The sequence below is a fragment of the Chryseobacterium ginsenosidimutans genome, assembly GCF_039536845.1.
Taxonomy (GTDB): domain Bacteria; phylum Bacteroidota; class Bacteroidia; order Flavobacteriales; family Weeksellaceae; genus Chryseobacterium; species Chryseobacterium ginsenosidimutans_B.
On record NZ_BAAAZJ010000011.1, the window covers coordinates 360,418 to 377,430 of the forward strand.

20 protein-coding genes and 2 tRNA genes are annotated in these 17,013 nt (G+C 34.2%); 11 read left to right on the plus strand and 11 right to left on the minus strand.

Features of this window, described 5'->3' with window-relative positions; translation table 11 throughout:
- Positions 1 to 9: 9 nt before the first annotated feature.
- Positions 10 to 990, minus strand: coding sequence for a hypothetical protein (locus ABD745_RS18000; RefSeq protein WP_344833349.1), 981 nt, complete (start codon positions 988 to 990; stop codon positions 10 to 12).
- A gap of 152 nt (positions 991 to 1,142) precedes the next feature.
- Here ABD745_RS18000 and ABD745_RS18005 point away from each other — a divergent pair, with 152 nt between their 5' ends.
- The gene (locus ABD745_RS18005) at positions 1,143 to 1,307 is read left to right on the plus strand and encodes a hypothetical protein (protein ID WP_344833351.1); all 165 of its coding nucleotides are present in this window, start codon (positions 1,143 to 1,145) and stop codon (positions 1,305 to 1,307) included.
- Positions 1,308 to 1,372: 65 nt separating this feature from the next.
- Here ABD745_RS18005 and ABD745_RS18010 read toward each other — a convergent pair.
- The 3 genes from ABD745_RS18010 to ABD745_RS18020 form a co-directional block, all read right to left on the minus strand.
- Positions 1,373 to 1,447, minus strand: a tRNA-Val gene (locus ABD745_RS18010).
- 35 nt (positions 1,448 to 1,482) lie between these two features.
- Positions 1,483 to 1,557, minus strand: a tRNA-Val gene (locus ABD745_RS18015).
- Between the two features lie 41 nt (positions 1,558 to 1,598).
- On the minus strand, positions 1,599 to 2,843 hold the full coding sequence (locus tag ABD745_RS18020; RefSeq protein ID WP_344833353.1) for a bifunctional folylpolyglutamate synthase/dihydrofolate synthase: 1,245 nt from the start codon (positions 2,841 to 2,843) through the stop codon (positions 1,599 to 1,601).
- A gap of 97 nt (positions 2,844 to 2,940) precedes the next feature.
- Here ABD745_RS18020 and ABD745_RS18025 point away from each other — a divergent pair, with 97 nt between their 5' ends.
- The 5 genes from ABD745_RS18025 to ABD745_RS18045 are packed head-to-tail and all read left to right on the plus strand — an operon-like array spanning position 2,941 to position 7,153.
- Entirely contained in the window at positions 2,941 to 4,263 is a 1,323-nt protein-coding gene (locus ABD745_RS18025) for a TolC family protein (protein ID WP_344833356.1), read from the plus strand.
- A gap of 1 nt (position 4,264) precedes the next feature.
- Positions 4,265 to 4,855: a SprT-like domain-containing protein gene (locus tag ABD745_RS18030; RefSeq protein WP_344833360.1), complete on the plus strand. Its 591-nt coding sequence runs from the start codon at positions 4,265 to 4,267 to the stop codon at positions 4,853 to 4,855.
- A 2-nt stretch (positions 4,856 to 4,857) separates the two neighbouring features.
- A complete protein-coding gene (locus ABD745_RS18035; RefSeq protein WP_344833362.1) occupies positions 4,858 to 5,943 on the plus strand; it encodes a mannose-1-phosphate guanylyltransferase in 1,086 nt (361 codons plus the stop codon).
- A 33-nt stretch (positions 5,944 to 5,976) separates the two neighbouring features.
- On the plus strand, positions 5,977 to 6,651 hold the full coding sequence (locus ABD745_RS18040) for a hypothetical protein (protein ID WP_344833365.1): 675 nt from the start codon (positions 5,977 to 5,979) through the stop codon (positions 6,649 to 6,651).
- Positions 6,611 to 7,153, plus strand: coding sequence for a GNAT family N-acetyltransferase (locus ABD745_RS18045; protein WP_344833367.1), 543 nt, complete (start codon positions 6,611 to 6,613; stop codon positions 7,151 to 7,153). The genes ABD745_RS18040 and ABD745_RS18045 overlap by 41 nt, the downstream gene beginning before the upstream one ends.
- A gap of 142 nt (positions 7,154 to 7,295) precedes the next feature.
- Here ABD745_RS18045 and bcp read toward each other — a convergent pair whose 3' ends face one another.
- Positions 7,296 to 7,745: a thioredoxin-dependent thiol peroxidase gene (bcp, locus tag ABD745_RS18050; protein WP_344833369.1), complete on the minus strand. Its 450-nt coding sequence runs from the start codon at positions 7,743 to 7,745 to the stop codon at positions 7,296 to 7,298.
- Between the two features lie 33 nt (positions 7,746 to 7,778).
- Between bcp and ABD745_RS18055 the strand changes: the two genes are divergently transcribed.
- Positions 7,779 to 8,399, plus strand: a complete 621-nt coding sequence (locus ABD745_RS18055; protein WP_344833371.1) for an endonuclease III domain-containing protein — start codon at positions 7,779 to 7,781, stop codon at positions 8,397 to 8,399.
- A 96-nt stretch (positions 8,400 to 8,495) separates the two neighbouring features.
- On the opposite strand, the gene ABD745_RS18060 is transcribed toward ABD745_RS18055, so the two are convergent.
- From ABD745_RS18060 to ABD745_RS18070, 3 genes are all read right to left on the minus strand, one after another.
- Positions 8,496 to 8,945 carry a DinB family protein gene (locus ABD745_RS18060; RefSeq protein WP_344834052.1) on the minus strand — a complete coding sequence of 150 codons (450 nt, stop codon included), beginning with the start codon at positions 8,943 to 8,945 and terminating at the stop codon, positions 8,496 to 8,498.
- Between the two features lie 48 nt (positions 8,946 to 8,993).
- A complete protein-coding gene (locus ABD745_RS18065) occupies positions 8,994 to 9,545 on the minus strand; it encodes a hypothetical protein (RefSeq protein WP_344833373.1) in 552 nt (183 codons plus the stop codon).
- A 91-nt stretch (positions 9,546 to 9,636) separates the two neighbouring features.
- Entirely contained in the window at positions 9,637 to 11,433 is a 1,797-nt protein-coding gene (locus ABD745_RS18070) for a DUF885 domain-containing protein (RefSeq protein WP_344833376.1), read from the minus strand.
- 276 nt (positions 11,434 to 11,709) lie between these two features.
- On the opposite strand from ABD745_RS18070, the gene ABD745_RS18075 reads away from it, so the two are divergent.
- The 4 genes from ABD745_RS18075 (at position 11,710) to ABD745_RS18090 (ending at position 14,376) form a co-directional block, all read left to right on the plus strand.
- The gene (locus tag ABD745_RS18075; protein ID WP_344833379.1) at positions 11,710 to 12,171 is read left to right on the plus strand and encodes a hypothetical protein; all 462 of its coding nucleotides are present in this window, start codon (positions 11,710 to 11,712) and stop codon (positions 12,169 to 12,171) included.
- A 176-nt stretch (positions 12,172 to 12,347) separates the two neighbouring features.
- The gene (locus ABD745_RS18080; protein WP_047398886.1) at positions 12,348 to 13,052 is read left to right on the plus strand and encodes a MotA/TolQ/ExbB proton channel family protein; all 705 of its coding nucleotides are present in this window, start codon (positions 12,348 to 12,350) and stop codon (positions 13,050 to 13,052) included.
- A 9-nt stretch (positions 13,053 to 13,061) separates the two neighbouring features.
- Positions 13,062 to 13,460 carry an ExbD/TolR family protein gene (locus ABD745_RS18085; RefSeq protein WP_344833382.1) on the plus strand — a complete coding sequence of 133 codons (399 nt, stop codon included), beginning with the start codon at positions 13,062 to 13,064 and terminating at the stop codon, positions 13,458 to 13,460.
- A gap of 34 nt (positions 13,461 to 13,494) precedes the next feature.
- A complete protein-coding gene (locus ABD745_RS18090; protein WP_344833385.1) occupies positions 13,495 to 14,376 on the plus strand; it encodes a ferric siderophore ABC transporter substrate-binding protein in 882 nt (293 codons plus the stop codon).
- 14 nt (positions 14,377 to 14,390) lie between these two features.
- Here the strand turns inward: ABD745_RS18090 and ABD745_RS18095 are convergent, their stop codons facing one another.
- The 3 genes from ABD745_RS18095 to ABD745_RS18105 are packed head-to-tail and all read right to left on the minus strand — an operon-like array spanning position 14,391 to position 16,949.
- Complete coding sequence (locus ABD745_RS18095; RefSeq protein WP_344833387.1) at positions 14,391 to 14,783, minus strand: hypothetical protein; 393 nt, start codon at positions 14,781 to 14,783, stop codon at positions 14,391 to 14,393.
- Positions 14,784 to 14,825: 42 nt separating this feature from the next.
- On the minus strand, positions 14,826 to 15,536 hold the full coding sequence (locus tag ABD745_RS18100; RefSeq protein WP_344833389.1) for an ATP-grasp domain-containing protein: 711 nt from the start codon (positions 15,534 to 15,536) through the stop codon (positions 14,826 to 14,828).
- Positions 15,537 to 15,545: 9 nt separating this feature from the next.
- The gene (locus ABD745_RS18105) at positions 15,546 to 16,949 is read right to left on the minus strand and encodes a nucleoside recognition domain-containing protein (RefSeq protein ID WP_344833392.1); all 1,404 of its coding nucleotides are present in this window, start codon (positions 16,947 to 16,949) and stop codon (positions 15,546 to 15,548) included.
- Positions 16,950 to 17,013: the final 64 nt, after the last annotated feature.

Genomic DNA, 17,013 nt, shown 5'->3' on the forward strand with positions numbered 1-17,013 from the left:
AATCTATTTTTACCAGTCATTCTCATATTTATTTTTGTAGAATCCCCATTTATTAGGTTCGGAAACAATGAGTCCTCCAGTAATAAAAGGGCTGGTATTGCTTAGTCTCATCTGTTTAAAATCTTCTGTATTTTGTTGGAACTGGGTATATTTTATTTTTTTTATTGAAATTTTATTTCCGAACTGGTCTTTTGAAAAAACTTCAAAATCAGCACAAATATGCATCGGAAAATGATGGTATAAATCGAGATCAAAAACCACTTTTAAGGTCATAAAAGAGTTCGAAGCCTTATGTTTTTTAGAAATAAAATAAGGATGGGCCTTTTGTTCTCTGCTTTGAAAATCTATGGTAAAGGAATGAAAATCCGTCGGAATTTTATGAATAGTCTGAATTCCGGAAAATTTCAGAGGAAACTGATACGGAACAACCGACAAAAATAATGCGGTTTCTTTTTGCCTTGTATCTCCGTAATTGATAAATTTTGGATGAAAAAATAAATTCCAAAACCAGTCAAACTGAAGACTGTGTTCCAAATGATATTTATTGCTAAATTTTTTATCAGCTTCAAGAAAAAAATTATCTAAAGATCCGCTGTTGTATTTTTCGAGGATGATGGATTTTTCTTTTTTCCACCGTTCTTTTATTTCCTCATGATTAAGAATTTCATCTGTACATAAACCTTTTTCATTAAGATGGGTTTTCACGGGATAAAATGCTTTAGAAATAGAACTTCCCAGAATTTCATTAATATTGTCTGCTTTATGTTGATTGTAATGAATATCTTTTTTGTCAATCGTTAAAACACCTTCATGACCATCAATTATTAAATCGGTCGTAAGTTGGTAATCGATTCTTTTGTATGGGTTCTGTTCATTATCGGAAAAATATTTTACAGAAATGCCGTATTTCCTTTGCTTTAAGCCTGAAGGTTTTATTGTAATGCTGTTTAGTCTTCGCAGTATTTCCCTTTTTGACATTAATATGTCCATAGCTGATTCATTTTTTTCATTCAACATTAAAATTTGGTTGTCAAATTTAATGATTTGTTTACAAAAGATTAAAATTTAAAAATGACATTGAAAGTCTTTATAATAATTGTATTGGCACAATATTTTAATGATTATAAATAAAGAATGTAATAATGAAAACACTAAAAAAAGTAGGGACTGTAATTCTGGCAGGGTTATTTTTGGTTTCTTGCGTCCCTCTGAAATCGAATGGAAACAAAGGTCTCCCTCCGGGACAGGTAAAAAAGGTAACCGGCGCAAAATCGGCAAAGCATTATGCTCCCGGACATAATAAATAGTTTTATGAAAACTAATTAACAAATATTGTAAACAAAAAAACCGCCCAATAAATTGAGAGGTTTTGTGGGCCCTGAGGGATTCGAACCCCCGACCCTCTGGGTGTAAACCAGATGCTCTGAACCAACTGAGCTAAGAGCCCTGAAATTTTTTGAAAGGCTTCAGTATCCTTTTTAGTGGGCCCTGAGGGATTCGAACCCCCGACCCTCTGGGTGTAAACCAGATGCTCTGAACCAACTGAGCTAAGAGCCCCTATACTTGTTTCCTCGTTTAGAGTGGTGCAAATATACGACTTATTCGGAAATCTCCAAATTTTTTTCTAAAAATTCTCCCACTACAAAGTTGCTTCCGCCGACAAAAATCATTTCTTCATTTGTACATTCCTCTTTTGCAGAAAGATACGCCTGCTGTACAGAATCGAAAATTTTATAAGAAATTTTTGCATCCAATAACAAATTTTCATAATCTTTTGGGTGTCTTCCTCGGTTGATAGAAGGTTTTGCAAAATAAAAATCAGAATTTTCAGGAAGTAAAGCCATTACTTCATCTATTTTTTTGTCATTCACGAAGCCTAAAATGACATGTTTGTGTTTATCAATAGAATTTAATTGAGTAAAAACATATTCCAAGCCGGCTTGGTTATGACCAGTATCGCAAATTGTCAAAGGGTTTTGTGAAAACTCAAACCAACGCCCAATAAATCCTGTATTATTATGAACAGACAAAAGTCCTTCTTCAATGTTTTTATCAGAAATATTAAAATTTAATTTTCTCAATTCTTCAATTAAAGCTAAAACAACTTTAATGTTTTTTTCCTGATAATTTCCTTTTAAATCAGATTTTAAATCCGTTTTTAATAAAGCTGCATCAATAAAAGGTGCATTTTCTTTTTCTGCTTTATTTTTAATGATGTTTTTTACCGTTTCATTTTCATCTCCTGAAATGATTGGGATGTTATTTTTTACAATCCCCGCTTTTTCTCCTGCAATTTCTTCAAGGGTATCTCCTAAAATATTTTGATGATCCAACTGAACATTTGTGATTGCAGAAACCAAAGGCTTAATGATATTTGTAGAGTCCAATCTTCCGCCCAAACCAACTTCAATAATAGCAAAATCTACTTTCTGCTGATGGAAGTATTCAAAAGCCATGATTGTTGTAAATTCAAAGAAAGAAGGAAGGATGTCTTCCGGAAGACCTTTCAGTTTTTGAATGAAATTAAAGACAAATTCTTTATCACAGTTTTTACCGTTGACTTTGATACGTTCCGTAAAATCAATAAGATGAGGAGAATTATATAAGCCGACTTTATAACCCGATTCCTGCAAAACCGAAGCCAGCATATTGCTTGAAGATCCTTTTCCGTTTGTACCTCCAATATGAATACATTTTATTTTTTCCTGAGGATTCCCGAAAAAATCACAAAGTTTCGTGATATTATCTAATCCTGGTTTATATGCCTTCTCTCCATCAATCTGGTAATTCGGGGCTTGTACGAAAAGCCAGTCGACGGCTTCCTGATATTGTTCATTTGTCATGATACAAAATTCTCAAAAGTTTGATTAAAATGAAACAATAATTTTTTAAAACTGTAACTTTTTTATATTTACTTCGTCTAATAGGGAAAAATCTAATATGAAAAAAGTTTTGACTATTATTTTGGGATTATCTTGCCTGGCTGCCAATGCCCAGAAAAAGTGGTCTTTGAGAGAATGTGTAGATTATGCAACCAAACATAATCTTCAGGTGATCCAAAATGAGTATTCGAAACAAATGCAGGATCTTAATCTGAAAACAGCGAAGAGAAACTATCTTCCGTCTGTATCTGCAAGTATTGGAAACAGCGTGAGCTTCGGACAGGGGTCATTAGGAGCAGGAAGTTATAGAAACGACAGGTTCAATAACAGTGCCAATCTTGGGGCAGATATCTTGGTTTACAACAATGGACGACTGGAAAAAACTGTTAGAAAAACGGAATTTGATGTAGAAGCAAGTCAATACGATATCGAAACGATTAAAAATGATATTTCTCTTCAAATTGCACAACAATATTTAACAACGTTATTAAATAAAGAAATTGTAAAAATCTCACAGGCTGCCGTTGAAAATGCTCAAAAACAATATGACAGAGCAAAAATTACCACCAATGTGGGTACTACAGCTCAAACGGTTTTAGCAGAAGCGGAATCTGGTCTGGCAAGAGAAAAACAGAACCTTAAAACGGCAGAAATTAATGTAGATCGCAGTTTATTTGCGCTGGTTCAGCTTTTACAACTGGAAGAATATAAAGATTTTGATGTGGAAGATGTAAATGTTCCTGATCAATTGGAGGCGCAGTTAAAATCCGGTGAAGAAGTTTTAGCAACAGCTTATGAAACACAGCCTCAGATAAAAGCGGCAGAAAGCAGAATAAAATCTGCAACGGCACAAACAGAAGTTTCGAAAACAGCTTTTTGGCCTACATTAACAGCCAGTGCCGGTCTTAATACTTTTTACAATAAATCATTTAACGTTCCTCCTGGTGTTGTACAAGGAACTTTTTTTGAGCAATATAAAGATCAGTTTGGACAAAATGCAGGGTTATCACTTAATATTCCTATCTTCAACAAAGGAATTACCAAACTGCAGGTAGAACAATCCAGAATTAACGAAAGTATAGCTAAAGTTACATTAGAACAACAGAAACAGACTGTAAGACAGAATGTTCAGAAGGCTCAGTTCGATGTTGATGCCAACTATGAAATTTATTTATCGGCAGTTCAGGCAGAAAAGAGCACAAAACTGGCTTTGGATTTTGCAGATAAAAGTTATGGAGCAGGAAGATCAACAATTTATGATGTGAATGTTGCCAGAAACAATTATGCAAATGCACAAGGTTCTGTGGCTCAGGCTAAATTTAATTATCTTTTCAGTCTTAAATTGTTGAATTTCTATGCAGGAATTCCACTAAGTTTGTAAAATGTCTATCCAGTCGCTAGAAAAATATTTACCGCAAAATACACTTCAATATTTAAAAATCTGGTTTGCAGATTATTATATTCATATAAAAGTTACAAAAAACAGGAATTCTAAGTTGGGAGATTATCGTAAGCTTCCGGATAATTCTCATGAAATTACGATAAATTCAACTTTAGTTCCGGAACTTTTTTTCTTTGTGCTGACTCATGAACTGGCACATCTCATAGCATTTGAAAAGTATGGAAGAAGAATTTCTCCCCACGGAAATGAATGGAAAGAAACATTCAGACAAATGTTATTGCAAAGTCTTGAGGTTTATGAAGAAAATCTAAGACCGATCATTGTGAGATTTTCAAAATCTCCGAAAGCTAATTTTATGGCGAGTCCGGATTTGGTTAAATATTTTCATATTGAAAAACAAGATGATAACCTTTCGTTTATTGAAAAATTACAAAAAGGGGACTTCTTTATTTATCGGAATGAAAAGTATTTGTTAGAAGGTCTAATTAAAAAAAACTATCTTTGTAAGAACCTGGCTACGGGAAGGAAGTATTCTTTCAAACCTTTGGCAAGGGTAGAAAAATGTACTTAAGAATGTTAAAATCAGATAGATATTGCGTAATTATGGCGGGAGGAATCGGGAGTAGATTCTGGCCTATGAGTACGCAAAAATTTCCAAAACAATTTCAGGATATTTTAGGAGTTGGTCGTACAATGATTCAGCAGACCTATGACAGGATCAGCAAAATTATTCCTAATGAGAATATATTTGTAATCACAAATAAAGAATATATTGAGCTTTCTCACCAGCAGTTACCGGAAGTTCCGCAGGAAAATATTGTGGGTGAACCATTATTGAAAAATACGGCTCCCTGTAATCTTTATATGGCAAATAAAATTGCTGAGATCAATCCGGATGCAACAATGATTGTTTTGCCGGCAGATCATTTAATTTTGAAAGAAGAAACTTTCTTAGAAAAAGTACAGCTTGCTTTCGATATCGCAGCTAAAAATGAATATCTGATTACTTTAGGAATTACTCCGACAAGACCTGATACAGGTTATGGATATATTCAGTTTGTAGACAAGCATAATTCCGATTATTATAAAGTAAAAACCTTTACGGAAAAACCTATTCTGGAAATTGCAAAAAGCTTTTTAGAAAGCGGGGATTTTCTGTGGAATGCAGGGATTTTTATTTGGAACGTAAAAAGTATTCATCACGCTTTTGCAACGTATCTGCCCGAAATGACGCAGCATTTCATGGCTTGTGAGTATAATGCAGAAAGTGAAAAAAGCTGTATTGATCTTATTTATCCTAAAGTTCAGAAAATATCCATAGATAACGGGATTTTAGAGAAAGCGAAGAACGTTTATGTAATTCCTGCCGATCTGGGATGGAGCGATCTTGGAACCTGGACTTCTGTTTATGAAAATGCAGATAAGGATGATAATCATAATGCTATAAAACCAAAGCAGCATATTCTTACTTATAATTCAAAAGGAAACGTTATTCGTTTGAAAAATACGAATAAGGCTGTCATTATTGATGGATTGGAGAATTATATCATAGTAGATACAGATAAAGCCTTGCTGATTTGCCCGAGAGATAACGATCAGCTGATAAAAGACTATGTTCTTGATCTGAAAAATCTCAAAAAAGGAGACAAGTTCATGTAAAATAATTGGTATGCTTTCTGCGTTCTTTGAATTATGGTAAAATTTACAAATAAATTTAGTTTATTCGTTTTTATATTTCTGGGAATATTTTCTTATTCTCAAGAGAAAAAACAGTTTTCTAATGTTTCAAATATTTTACAGAATATTATTCCGAATATTAAAACAGATTCATGGGTTTTAATTCATAAGAGCTACGGAAAAGATAATATTATCAAACAGTCTGGAGCTGTGAAAGACTATATCCCTCAATCTTCGGGATTTAATATTGGAATTGCGGAAGAAGATGAATTTTATTATATTGTGTATTCTTCAGGCGTAAAAACAGAATATGTTACTGATCTTGATGGACTTAAAAAGTTTGTAGGAAAGGTAGATGACATTCAGGATGCAGCTATTTTTGCAGCAACAGAAGGATATATTGTTGATGAAGAATTTAGGGATATGGCAGGAAATTATTATGAAGATAAGTCGAATTATTACCTTGATTTGGGAAAGCTTACTTCAAAAGAATGTCCTTATCAGAAAAAACATTTTACATTAACAATCAGTAAATCAGCAGGAACGATTACCAACGTTAAAGATAACGGAGCTTATATTGAGCTTTATAATAAAAAATGCACCAATAATCCGAGGCTTTTAAAAATTGTGAAAAAAGAAGAACCAAAAGATGAGCCTAAAAAATCAACAAAATCAACAAAACGCAGATAATTTCTACGAAACAGAACGATTGATCCTTCGTCCCATCTCTTTGGAGGATGGGGAGTTTATTCTTGATCTTTACAACAGACCAAAATTTATTCAATTTATTGGTGACCGTAATTTAAAAACGGTTTCTGATGCAGAAAATTATATTACAAGCAGGTTTCTTCCTCAATTCGAAAAATTGGGCTACGGTAATTATTTGATGGTTACAAAAGAAGGAAATCACAAAATCGGTGGAGTGGGAATCTTTGAAAGAGAAGGTTTAGATGTTGTAGATATTGGATTTTCTTTGCTGGATGAATTCGAAGGAAAAGGCTATGCTTACGAAGCGGCTTTCAAAATAAAATCTGTCGGAATGGATGATTTTGGCTTAAAAAAGATTTCTGCCATAACGACGAAAGATAATTTTTCGTCCCAGAAACTAATTGAAAAGTTAGGGCTGAAATTCCGGAAATTTGTAACAATTCCCGATGATCCGGAAGAATTAATGTATTACGAAACAGAATAATATTGTTAATCTTATCATTCTGAATAATAAAAAATCTAAAACTTTATTTTGCAGGAATGAATTTTATCAATAGGAACGGGCTTTAGCCCGTTTTTTTTCAATAAGAGAAAATCAAACAAGGCTTTAGCCCAAACAGATTATTTTACGCTTCCAGAATTTGTTCGGCAGCTTTTTTCGAAGTTACTTTTTCAATAACTCTTGTACAAATTCCGTTTTCATCGAAAATAAAGGTTGTTCTCACAGTTCCCATATACGTTTTTCCGAAAGTTTTTTTCTCCTGCCAAACTCCGAATTTCTCAATAATATCACGATTTTCATCGGCAATAAGATCGTAAGGAAAAGCAAATTTGCTGTGAAAGTTTTTCTGTTTTTTTACCGAATCACCACTTATTCCTAATAATTGAAATCCCGCTTTTTCCAGTTTTGAATAATTATCACTCAAATTACACGCTTCCACAGTGCATGTTGGTGTGTTTGCCTGAGGATAAAAGAAAATAACTAATTTTTTTCCAATTAATTTTTCAGATTGTATCGTTTCCCCGTCTTGGTTCATTCCTTGAAATTCTGGTAATTTATCTCCAACTTTCAACATAATAATTTATTTTTGTTCAAATTTAATGGTTAAATGACAAAAAAGCAAAGAGCCGAGCTCGTTCAGGTAGAATTAGAAAAATTATATCCTGAAGTTCCGATTCCGTTGGAGCACACAGATGCCTATACTTTAATGGTTGCTGTCGCGCTTTCTGCACAAACGACCGATAAAAAAGTAAATCAGGTGACTCCGAATCTTTTTAAAGTTGCAGGAACACCCGAAAAAATGACAAAACTGGAAGTCGCAGAAATCAAAGAATTAATCAAGGAAATAGGACTGTCCAATACAAAAGCAAAGAATCTGAAAAGAATGGCAGAGCTTCTCTTAGAAAGGCATAATGGAGTAGTACCGCAAACGTATGAAGAGCTGGAAGCTTTACCCGGTGTTGGTCACAAAACGGCTTCCGTAGTGATGAGCCAGGGTTTTGGGTTTCCTGCTTTTCCTGTCGATACGCACATTCACAGATTAATGACGCAATGGAAGCTCACTTCCGGAAAAAACGTCGTAGAAACAGAAAAAGACGCCAAAAATATTTGGAAAGAAAGTGTTTGGAATAAATTACATCTTCAAATCATTTTTTACGGAAGAGAATATTCTCCGGCAAGAGGAAAAGGGGAGAAAGATTTTATTACAAAAATGATGTTTGAGAAGTAAAAAACAAATTGCAGCCACAAAATTCCCCTCCTTTGGAGGGGTGGCGAAAATTCAAAGAATTTTTGACGGGGTGGTTCAGAAATAATAATTAAAAAATTACCCCAGATCAAGCAATCTTCTATGATAATTAATCTGCCCTAAATGATACTCCAAATGCCCAATTAAGTGAATTAAAAAATATCCTGTGGTCATTGTATATCTCAAAGGTTCAATGGGATATACTTTTTCTATATCTTCTGCAGACAGTTTTTCAAGCGAAGAATTTACTACTTCAATTGTATTTTCTATTTTTTGAATTAATTCCGATTTTGGAACATTTTTTAATGAAAATTCAAGTTCGCGGTTTCTGATATATCCGGAATTTCCGAGGATTGATCCAATAAAATGATTGATATTTCCAACCAAATGAAGAGATAAATTTCCTGCAGAGTTTAAAATATTTTTATCGATTTCCCAGATGACTTTTTCATTTTTGTATGATTCGATTTCTGTTTTTAATTTATTTAAATCTCTTGTGAAAAGTGATTGTAGACTTTGTATCATAATTTTTATAGGTTTAAATTCCTTTTATCGAAAGTAAAAAGGTAAGATAATTTATTTAATAATAGCTTTGAAATATCCTCTGAAAATCTTTGTAAATGAATCTACTTTCGTGGCATAATCTATAAATCCGTAAATGCTGTCTTTTTTCTGAAAATTACTCTTATTTAATGCTAGTTTTTGATAAACAGGTCTTGTTTTAATGAATTTTATTTCGCCATGCAATGTCTTCGGATCAATATCCTTTATTAAAAAACGGTCTTCAAATACCTTTAATAAAACTCCGTTTCCAAAAAATCCGTTGTTATTATTTAACAAAATTTCTAAAGTGTCATTTTTAGAAGCAGCTTTACATTTATAATTGTCAACCTGAAAAAGATTTGTTGTTTCAATAATATAAGCCGTTCTTGTTTTGCTTTCTATTTTTTCATCTTTAAACAATTTTAATTCAGGATGTTTTGAAAGAAGTTTAATCGTATCGTTTTGCGGAAGACCTTTATCTACACTGAATTTTTCAAAGTCTATTTCATTCTTTTCTCCTTTTTTACAACTTAAAAAGCACAATCCAAAAGCGAAGATTACAATAAAATAAAACGTTTTTATCATGATTTCAATTTAAAAAGATAAAGCTAAACAAAAAAGCCACAAAAATTAATTCGTGACTTTCATATTTTAATGAGGAATTTCTTCTGCTAAATTACTTCTGTTTTTTTGCCCAAAGTTCCATTTTCCTGTTCAGAACATCCAAAGGAAGGCAACCTTGACTCAAAATTTCATCATGGAATTTAGCCAAATTAAATTTGCTTCCCAATTCTTTCTGATATTTTTCTCTCAATTCACGGATTCTCAAAGAACCTATTTTATAGCCTAAAGCCTGTCCCGGCATCGCCATATATCGTTCAACTTCGGCAGTTGCTCCGGCTTCGTCGTAAGAAATATTGCTTAAAAAATACTTTATAGCTTCCTCTCTCGTCATTTTTCCGGTGTGTAAACCTGTGTCAACGACCAATCTTACGGCTCTCAACATCTGGTCGCTCAGATATCCCATTTTCTGATAAGGATCTGTGTACAACCCGAATTCCGGACCTAAAGTCTCACAATAATGTGCCCAACCTTCACCATAAGCACCAAACCAGCCAAATCTCATGAATTTCGGAAGTTTTGTATTTTCCTGCTGAAGAGAAACCTGATAATGATGTCCCGGAATTGCTTCATGCAGGAAAAGAGATTCCATGCCGGAAGTCACATTGAATTTCGATGGATCAGGAAGCGGAACGTAAAAAATCCCCGGTCTTTTTCCATCCGGAGTTCCCTGAATGTATTCTGCACTCGCACTTGCTTCCCTGAATTTTTCAGTCTGTCTGATCTCAAATTTAGTTTTTGGGGTTACCGAGAACATTGTTTTCAGCTTCGGCGTTATTTTAGCTAAAATTCCATTGAATGCGCCCAAAACCTCTTCTGATGTTTTGTAGGGCATTGCTTTTGGATCTGTTTTTACGAAATTGATAAATTCTTCCAAAGTTCCTGTGAAACCAACCTGCTGTTTTACTTTTTCCATTTCTCCGCGAAGCATGGCAACCTGCTGAAGACCGATTTTGTTGATCTCTTCAGGAGATTTATTGGTTGTTGTCCAGCTTTTGGCGTAGTACTGATAAATTTCTTTACCGTTTGGAAGGCTGTTGTAACCGTCTGTATCTCTCGCTTTTGGCAGATATTCTTTCTCTAAGAAATTACCCATTTTGGTATAAGCCGGAATGATTTTCTGAGTAATAGCATCTTTATAAAGAGCTGTGAATTTTTCTTTTTGCTCTTTAGTGAACCCTTTTGGTAAATTTTTTATCGGTCCGTAGAAAATATTTTTGTTTAAATCTGTTGTTGTGATTTCCTCGGCTCTCATCTGAGGAATCATTTTGACAACCAGCTTTTTAGGTAATACCACTTTGTTGTTAATTCCTTCACGGAAATTATCGGCAGCAGCGTTCATCCAGTCAGGAAATTTTTCCATTCTTTTCAGCCAGTCGGTGTAATCTTTTTCTGTTTTAAAAGGTTGGCTGCCTTCTCCGCTTCCATACAACGGAAAATTCAGCGGAAGTCCGCCAAACTGGGTGAAAGGAATGTATTCAGGATGATAAATATAAGCCTGAATTTTATCTTTCAAAGTATAATCCAATACATCATAAACAACCTTATCTTCATCGGAAAGACTTTTGTAATCAACATTATCCAACTGTTTCTGTACGGAATTATAAAAAGCAACTTCCCCGGAAATAAAATCTTTATCAATATTAATCGGAAGCTGGTCATTATATCTCAAATCTCCTTGTGAGGTCGCATCCAAAGGATATAATTTTAAATATTGCTCATAATAATTCGAAGCAATAGAATCGATATTGGAAGGGGTAACTTTCGTCAGCGGAGAATCATACTTTTTGCAGGAAGTAAGACTTATCAGCAAGCCTAAACCTAAAATACTTTTAGATAAAATGTTTTTCATTTTTCAGAATTCTTTATAAAAACAAAAGTAAATATTAAAACTATAAAAGTAGCAAAAGAATATTGAGAGTATATGATTTTTCAACTAATAGTTTTTCCAAATCTCAAAGGTTTTGACGTATTTATCATAAAAATATACTTTTTGACCAAAGGCATTATTAATTATGCTCAAATTTTCGAAAATAATTTTCAAAAAATTTTACACAATCAATCTATTTTTTATCTTTGCTGAAACAGTTTAACAATCATATTATTACAGTTCTTTTTTTAAGAAATAATGAAAGGGATTTTAAAAATTTACCATCCGGACGAAACGCTAAAGTACAATATCAGAAACACTTATTGTAAAGCGGTTTACAGCAATCAACAACACTTATTAGAAGTTGAAATTATCACGGATGATGGTTTGGATCATGTTGATGATGATTCTTTACAGTACAACTTTCCGCAACTTTCACTTGAAGTTTTCGATTTTCCCATTGATTCGTCGGAAATAGAAGGAAAAACAATTATAATCAACGACTCTGAAGAAGAAACCTTTACAGAAGTAGATCTTTTCGATGATGAAGACGCTTTCATCTATGATAATGAGCTTTTGTTTGAGAAAAACGAAGAAGGAGTGCTTCAGGTAATCTGGAAAGGAACGATCGACGATTTTTACACAGGGTCAGAAACTCCAATCCCTTTTAGACTCAAATGCGAATTTAAACAAGACGATATTGAGGTAGACGAAGATTAGAAAATCTTTATACCTGGTATTTTTTTATAAGTAGATTTCTTTTCAAATATTTTTTGGAAAGAAATTTGCTGTTTACTTTTTATAACAATTTTAAGTTGTTTTTAAGCAATTTTTAAGAGAGCTATTCATAATATTCCACTACATTTGTCGTTAAAACTTTTATAAAATACACATTAATGCTGTTAACGGAACTTACTCAGATTTTATTTGCACAGGTTGCTGCACCTGCTGTAGCTGCAGACGATTTAGAATTTTCATTTTGGAAGATCATGTTTCACGGAGGAGCCTTCGCTAAAATAGTGATGGTAACCGTGTTGGCATTGGGTGTATTTTCCGTTTACCTGTTTTTTGAACGTTTTTTCTTTATTAAAAGGCTGACTTCAAAAACAGACTCGAATTTTATGGATAATATTGAAGATTTTATCAAAGAAGGTAAAATTGAATCTGCTGCAGATTATTGTAAAAGACAAAATTCACCGGAAGGAAGAATCTTGGAAAAAGGAATCTCAAGATTGGGACGTCCTGTTTCCGACATTGTAAGCGCAATGGAATCTCAGGCACAGGTGGAAGTGGCAAATATGGAGAAAAACTTAAACCTTTTGGCGGTTGTTCCGAGTATTGCTCCGATGTTGGGACTTTTGGGAACGGTTATCGGGATGATTATTGCTTTCTTTAATCTGTCTCATGCAAGTGGATCTTTCTCTCCAAAAACTTTGTCTGAAGGTATTTATACGGCATTGGGACAAACGGCGGTCGGTCTTGCGGTGGCAATTCCTGCCAACTTTTTCTACAATATTCTTTTAACAAGGATTGATAAATTTGTTTTAAGAGCTCAGAATATGTCCGGCGAATTTTTAGATCTTATCAACAAACCATTATAATTTTTTCTTATGAAAATTCAAAGAAGAAATAAAGCGAATCCGGAATTCAGTTTAGCTGCGATGACAGACGTTATCTTGCTGATGCTGATATTCTTTATGATTACTTCATCGGCAGCCAATCAAAGTGCTATTGAAGTTAATTTACCCAAAGCGGGAGCGGTAGAAGATAATATCCCTAATCCGTTAGTTGTAAGCATTAAACCCGACGGATCATATTTTGTGGATGATAATCCTGTGAATAAAGGAGAATTGGAACAAACGATTGTGAGTAAATTAACAAACCAAACCAACAAATCTTTCACAATCAGAGCGGATGAAAACACGATGCATAAAGATGTCGTTTTTGTAATGGAAATTGCTGAAAAAAATAAATTTAATATCGCCATTGCAACGGTTAAAGATAAATAGTACCTCCGAAACTATCGGAAAAGATCATTTTAAAATGAGAAGTCATATTATAAACAAAGACGAGGAAAACAGAGACCGGGTAAAAAGTGCATTGCTTTCTATTCTGATTTGGTCTGCCATCCTGTTGTTTGTTTTTTTATATAAATTAAAACCGGAACTGGATCAGCAGCCGGAAGTGATGACGACAATGTTGGTCAATTTCGGGGATAACAGGAATGGAAAAGGAGTGGAAGAACCTGCAGATCAACCCGGAAGTTTGGCTGCTGTTGCAGAAGTGACTCCCGAACCTGTAGAAACAGCTGTTCCCGAAACGAAAACAGTGATAAAACCAGAGCCACAACCTGAAACAAAAAAAACAGAAGCAAAGGAAAAAATTATCACTGGAAACAACGCTAAAGTAAGTGTTCCAAAAAAAGAAGAATCAAAAAAATCCGATAAAGCAACTGCTACAAGTACTTCTGCAACTAAAAATACTAAAAAATCCGGCGCTACAACCGCGAATTCCAAAACAGGGAACGGCGATGGAAAAGGAACTGCAGCAATCGGAAACCTTATCAGAGGAAGAGGAACAAAAGCAGGAAGTCAAGGCGATGGAGAGGGAATCGGAAATAATGGAGATCCTTTAGGAGGCGATGGAAATGGTGACAGTAAAGTAGGAATCGATAGAAAGCTGGTCGGGTTTATTCCCGGAACAATGGGAAGAGGCGGATCGCAACCTGCAAATAGCTGCACTGCAAGCGGAACGATTACGGTTGCTTACACAGTTGATAAAGCCGGAAACGTGGTTTCTGCAAGAAGATCTGGAGGAACATCTGATCCATGTATAAGTTCAAATGCGGTTTCATGGGTTAAGAAATATGTAAAAGCAGAGAAAGCGAATACATCTTCTACCGGAACTTATAAAATTACATTCTAAAATACAAAAGCACTTTAGTCAAGTGCTTTTTTTATTTCGTTGATTCTGTTGATAATGGGAAGTGCAAAAATTCCGCTGGTTTGAAGGTACAATTCGTAGAATGTTTTTGCTCTGTCTAAAAAATCATTATTTTTTTGTCCTCTGCCTGTAAAATAGAAAAGATTTCCTAACATTTCGTAATAGTCTTTGTGATCTCTTTCCTGTCTTTCGTTGACGATTTCTATGATTTCTTCTTTCGATTTTGATGAAAGTGTAGTAAAATCAAATTTGAAAATATCTCTCATCAAAGTCTCAAAATCTAATTCTTTCTGCATCAAACTTTCTTCAGGTTTATCTAAAATCAGTTTTTCTAAGGCTTGAGTTAACTGACGTATTAGTCTTAATGTGAATTCTTTATCTGTGATCATTGTTTGATATTTTATTAATTAAAAGTTTAAATAATCTTCTGTTTAAGTCAATTCGCTCCACCTTGCCGAAAGAAACTTCGCATAATGAGCCGATGAAAGTCCGTAAGTTCCTAATGAATGTCCGTCATTAACTTCTACTAATATGGTTTCTCCATTCTCATTAATCCCAAAATCTAAAGCGAATGAATTGGGTTGTGAAATAAATGAATCGATTGCTGATTGAACTGTTTTTAAATCTATTTTCGTGTTCCAGTCTCCTTTGTATCTTCTGATATCTAAAATTTCTTTATATCGAATGAAACATCTCCATTCTGTTTTAAAATCAATCAATTCGGAGCACCAGATTTTCGTGTTATTTTCTTTATTAATTAAACCTAAAAAATCCATTTCATTTTTGATGACTTTTCCGGCAAATAATTTTGTTTCAGTTTGAGGTTTAATGAAAATATTCCATTCTTTTTTATTGAAGACTTCATTAATAGTTGATTCCCAGATTCTTCTTTTTAGAAATGGCTTTAATTCCTCGGGATAATCAATTTCTTTATTAAGGCGGATTATATTTAAATTTTGAAGTCTTTTTCTTACATTTCCAATTCCGCCAACTACTATATTCTCAGGATTATTATCTGAAATTTCGTCTGCATCGATAAATTTCTCTGTTTCGTAGCCAAAATTTTTAAAACCTTCAAAAGCTACAAAGGCATTAACATTATAAAACTCACCGTTTTTATCAGCCTGAATATAAGCTTTCATGAATTTAGTTTAAGCAAAGAAAAGATAAGCAAGACCAATTGCAGTAATAACGCCCACTAAATCTGCCAAAAGCATAGCAATTACGGCATATCTTGTATTCTTAACGGCTACAGCTCCAAAGTAAACAGCAATCACATAAAACGTCGTATCTGAACTTCCCTGAAGAACTGCTGCTAATTTCCCCTGGAAACTGTCTGCTCCAAAAGTTGCCATTGTATCAACCATCATTCCACGCGCTCCTGAACCGGATAAGGGTTTGATTAAAGCAGTCGGAAGTCCGTCAACAAATCTCGCGTCTAAATTTGCAGTGTAAGCGACCCATTTCATTCCATCAATAATGACATCAAAAACCCCGGAAGTTCTTAGCAAAGAAATGGCAATCAACATTCCGACTAAATACGGAATAATCTTTACGCAGGTTGTAAAACCTTCTTTCGCTCCTTCAATAAAGGCATCAAACACATTAATTTTCTTATAAACAGCTCCAAGAACAATGGCTAAAAAGATAAAGAGAATCAATCCGTTGCTTAAAACTTTACTGAAATCATCCAATTCGTCTTTGTTCAGCTGAACCAGATACAAAACCAATAGAGCAATAACTGCTGAAATTCCCCCTACATAAGCCAGGACTATAGGTTTTAACAAGTTTATTTTTTGGTATAATGAAACAACAATCATTGCGGCTAAAGTCGCTGCAAATGTCGCAATCATACAGGGAAGGAAAATATCAGTCGGCGTTTTTGATCCCATCGAAGCCCGGATTGCAATAATAGAAACCGGAATCAAAGTCATTCCTCCTGCGTGAAGGCAGAGAAACATGATTTGAGAATTGCTTGCTGTGTCTTTGTCCGGGTTTAAAGTCTGCAAACTTTCCATGGCTTTCAAACCGAATGGTGTTGCTGCATTGTCCAAACCAAGAAGATTCGCGCTGAAATTCATCAGCATATGTCCGAAAGCGGGATGATTTTTAGGAATGTCGGGAAATAATTTTGAGAAAAAAGGTTGGATCAACCGGCTTAAAAGATTAATTCCGCCTGCTTTTTCTGCGATACTCATGAATCCCATGAATAAAGTCATAATTCCAATTAAACCAATACAGATTTTCACGGCTGTTTCAGAAGTTCCGATTACGCCGTCTGCTTCCTGAACTCGGTAAACTTTTACATCTTGTTTCAGAGAATCGGTTTTGTAATGAATTCTGCTGTCTGCAAAATCTTGTTTTTTCATCAAGCTGTCTCGTACAATAGGCGAGAGTGAGTTCATTTTCTGTGTTGCAATCTGCACAGTATCACCGCCTTTTCCTACAACCATATCATTGAAAATGGTTTTGTAATGGCTTGACGAAACGTACTTTATACTTGCAATCGCAATCGCAATGATAATGAATGCGGACCAAATTCTGCTGAGAACCATTTGATTAAATTAAAATTTTAGAAAAGATAATAAATTTAATGTGAAAAAGTTGAAACTTTTATTT

Bases quoted from the DNA above. Each gene is read 5' to 3' on its own strand.
- ABD745_RS18020 (WP_344833353.1), bottom strand. From the start codon at position 2,843: ATGACAAATGAACAATATCAGGAAGCCGTCGACTGGCTTTTCGTACAA.
- ABD745_RS18070 (WP_344833376.1), bottom strand. From the start codon at position 11,433: ATGAAAAACATTTTATCTAAAAGTATTTTAGGTTTAGGCTTGCTGATA.
- ABD745_RS18000 (WP_344833349.1), bottom strand. From the start codon at position 990: ATGGACATATTAATGTCAAAAAGGGAAATACTGCGAAGACTAAACAGC.
- ABD745_RS18100 (WP_344833389.1), bottom strand. From the start codon at position 15,536: ATGAAAGCTTATATTCAGGCTGATAAAAACGGTGAGTTTTATAATGTT.
- ABD745_RS18025 (WP_344833356.1), top strand. From the start codon at position 2,941: ATGAAAAAAGTTTTGACTATTATTTTGGGATTATCTTGCCTGGCTGCC.
- ABD745_RS18040 (WP_344833365.1), top strand. From the start codon at position 5,977: ATGGTAAAATTTACAAATAAATTTAGTTTATTCGTTTTTATATTTCTG.
- ABD745_RS18105 (WP_344833392.1), bottom strand. From the start codon at position 16,949: ATGGTTCTCAGCAGAATTTGGTCCGCATTCATTATCATTGCGATTGCG.
- ABD745_RS18030 (WP_344833360.1), top strand. From the start codon at position 4,265: ATGTCTATCCAGTCGCTAGAAAAATATTTACCGCAAAATACACTTCAA.
- ABD745_RS18065 (WP_344833373.1), bottom strand. From the start codon at position 9,545: ATGATAAAAACGTTTTATTTTATTGTAATCTTCGCTTTTGGATTGTGC.
- ABD745_RS18095 (WP_344833387.1), bottom strand. From the start codon at position 14,783: ATGATCACAGATAAAGAATTCACATTAAGACTAATACGTCAGTTAACT.
- ABD745_RS18005 (WP_344833351.1), top strand. From the start codon at position 1,143: ATGAAAACACTAAAAAAAGTAGGGACTGTAATTCTGGCAGGGTTATTT.
- ABD745_RS18090 (WP_344833385.1), top strand. From the start codon at position 13,495: ATGAGAAGTCATATTATAAACAAAGACGAGGAAAACAGAGACCGGGTA.
- ABD745_RS18085 (WP_344833382.1), top strand. From the start codon at position 13,062: ATGAAAATTCAAAGAAGAAATAAAGCGAATCCGGAATTCAGTTTAGCT.
- ABD745_RS18080 (WP_047398886.1), top strand. From the start codon at position 12,348: ATGCTGTTAACGGAACTTACTCAGATTTTATTTGCACAGGTTGCTGCA.
- ABD745_RS18075 (WP_344833379.1), top strand. From the start codon at position 11,710: ATGAAAGGGATTTTAAAAATTTACCATCCGGACGAAACGCTAAAGTAC.
- ABD745_RS18035 (WP_344833362.1), top strand. From the start codon at position 4,858: ATGTTAAAATCAGATAGATATTGCGTAATTATGGCGGGAGGAATCGGG.
- ABD745_RS18045 (WP_344833367.1), top strand. From the start codon at position 6,611: ATGAGCCTAAAAAATCAACAAAATCAACAAAACGCAGATAATTTCTAC.
- bcp (WP_344833369.1), bottom strand. From the start codon at position 7,745: ATGTTGAAAGTTGGAGATAAATTACCAGAATTTCAAGGAATGAACCAA.
- ABD745_RS18055 (WP_344833371.1), top strand. From the start codon at position 7,779: ATGACAAAAAAGCAAAGAGCCGAGCTCGTTCAGGTAGAATTAGAAAAA.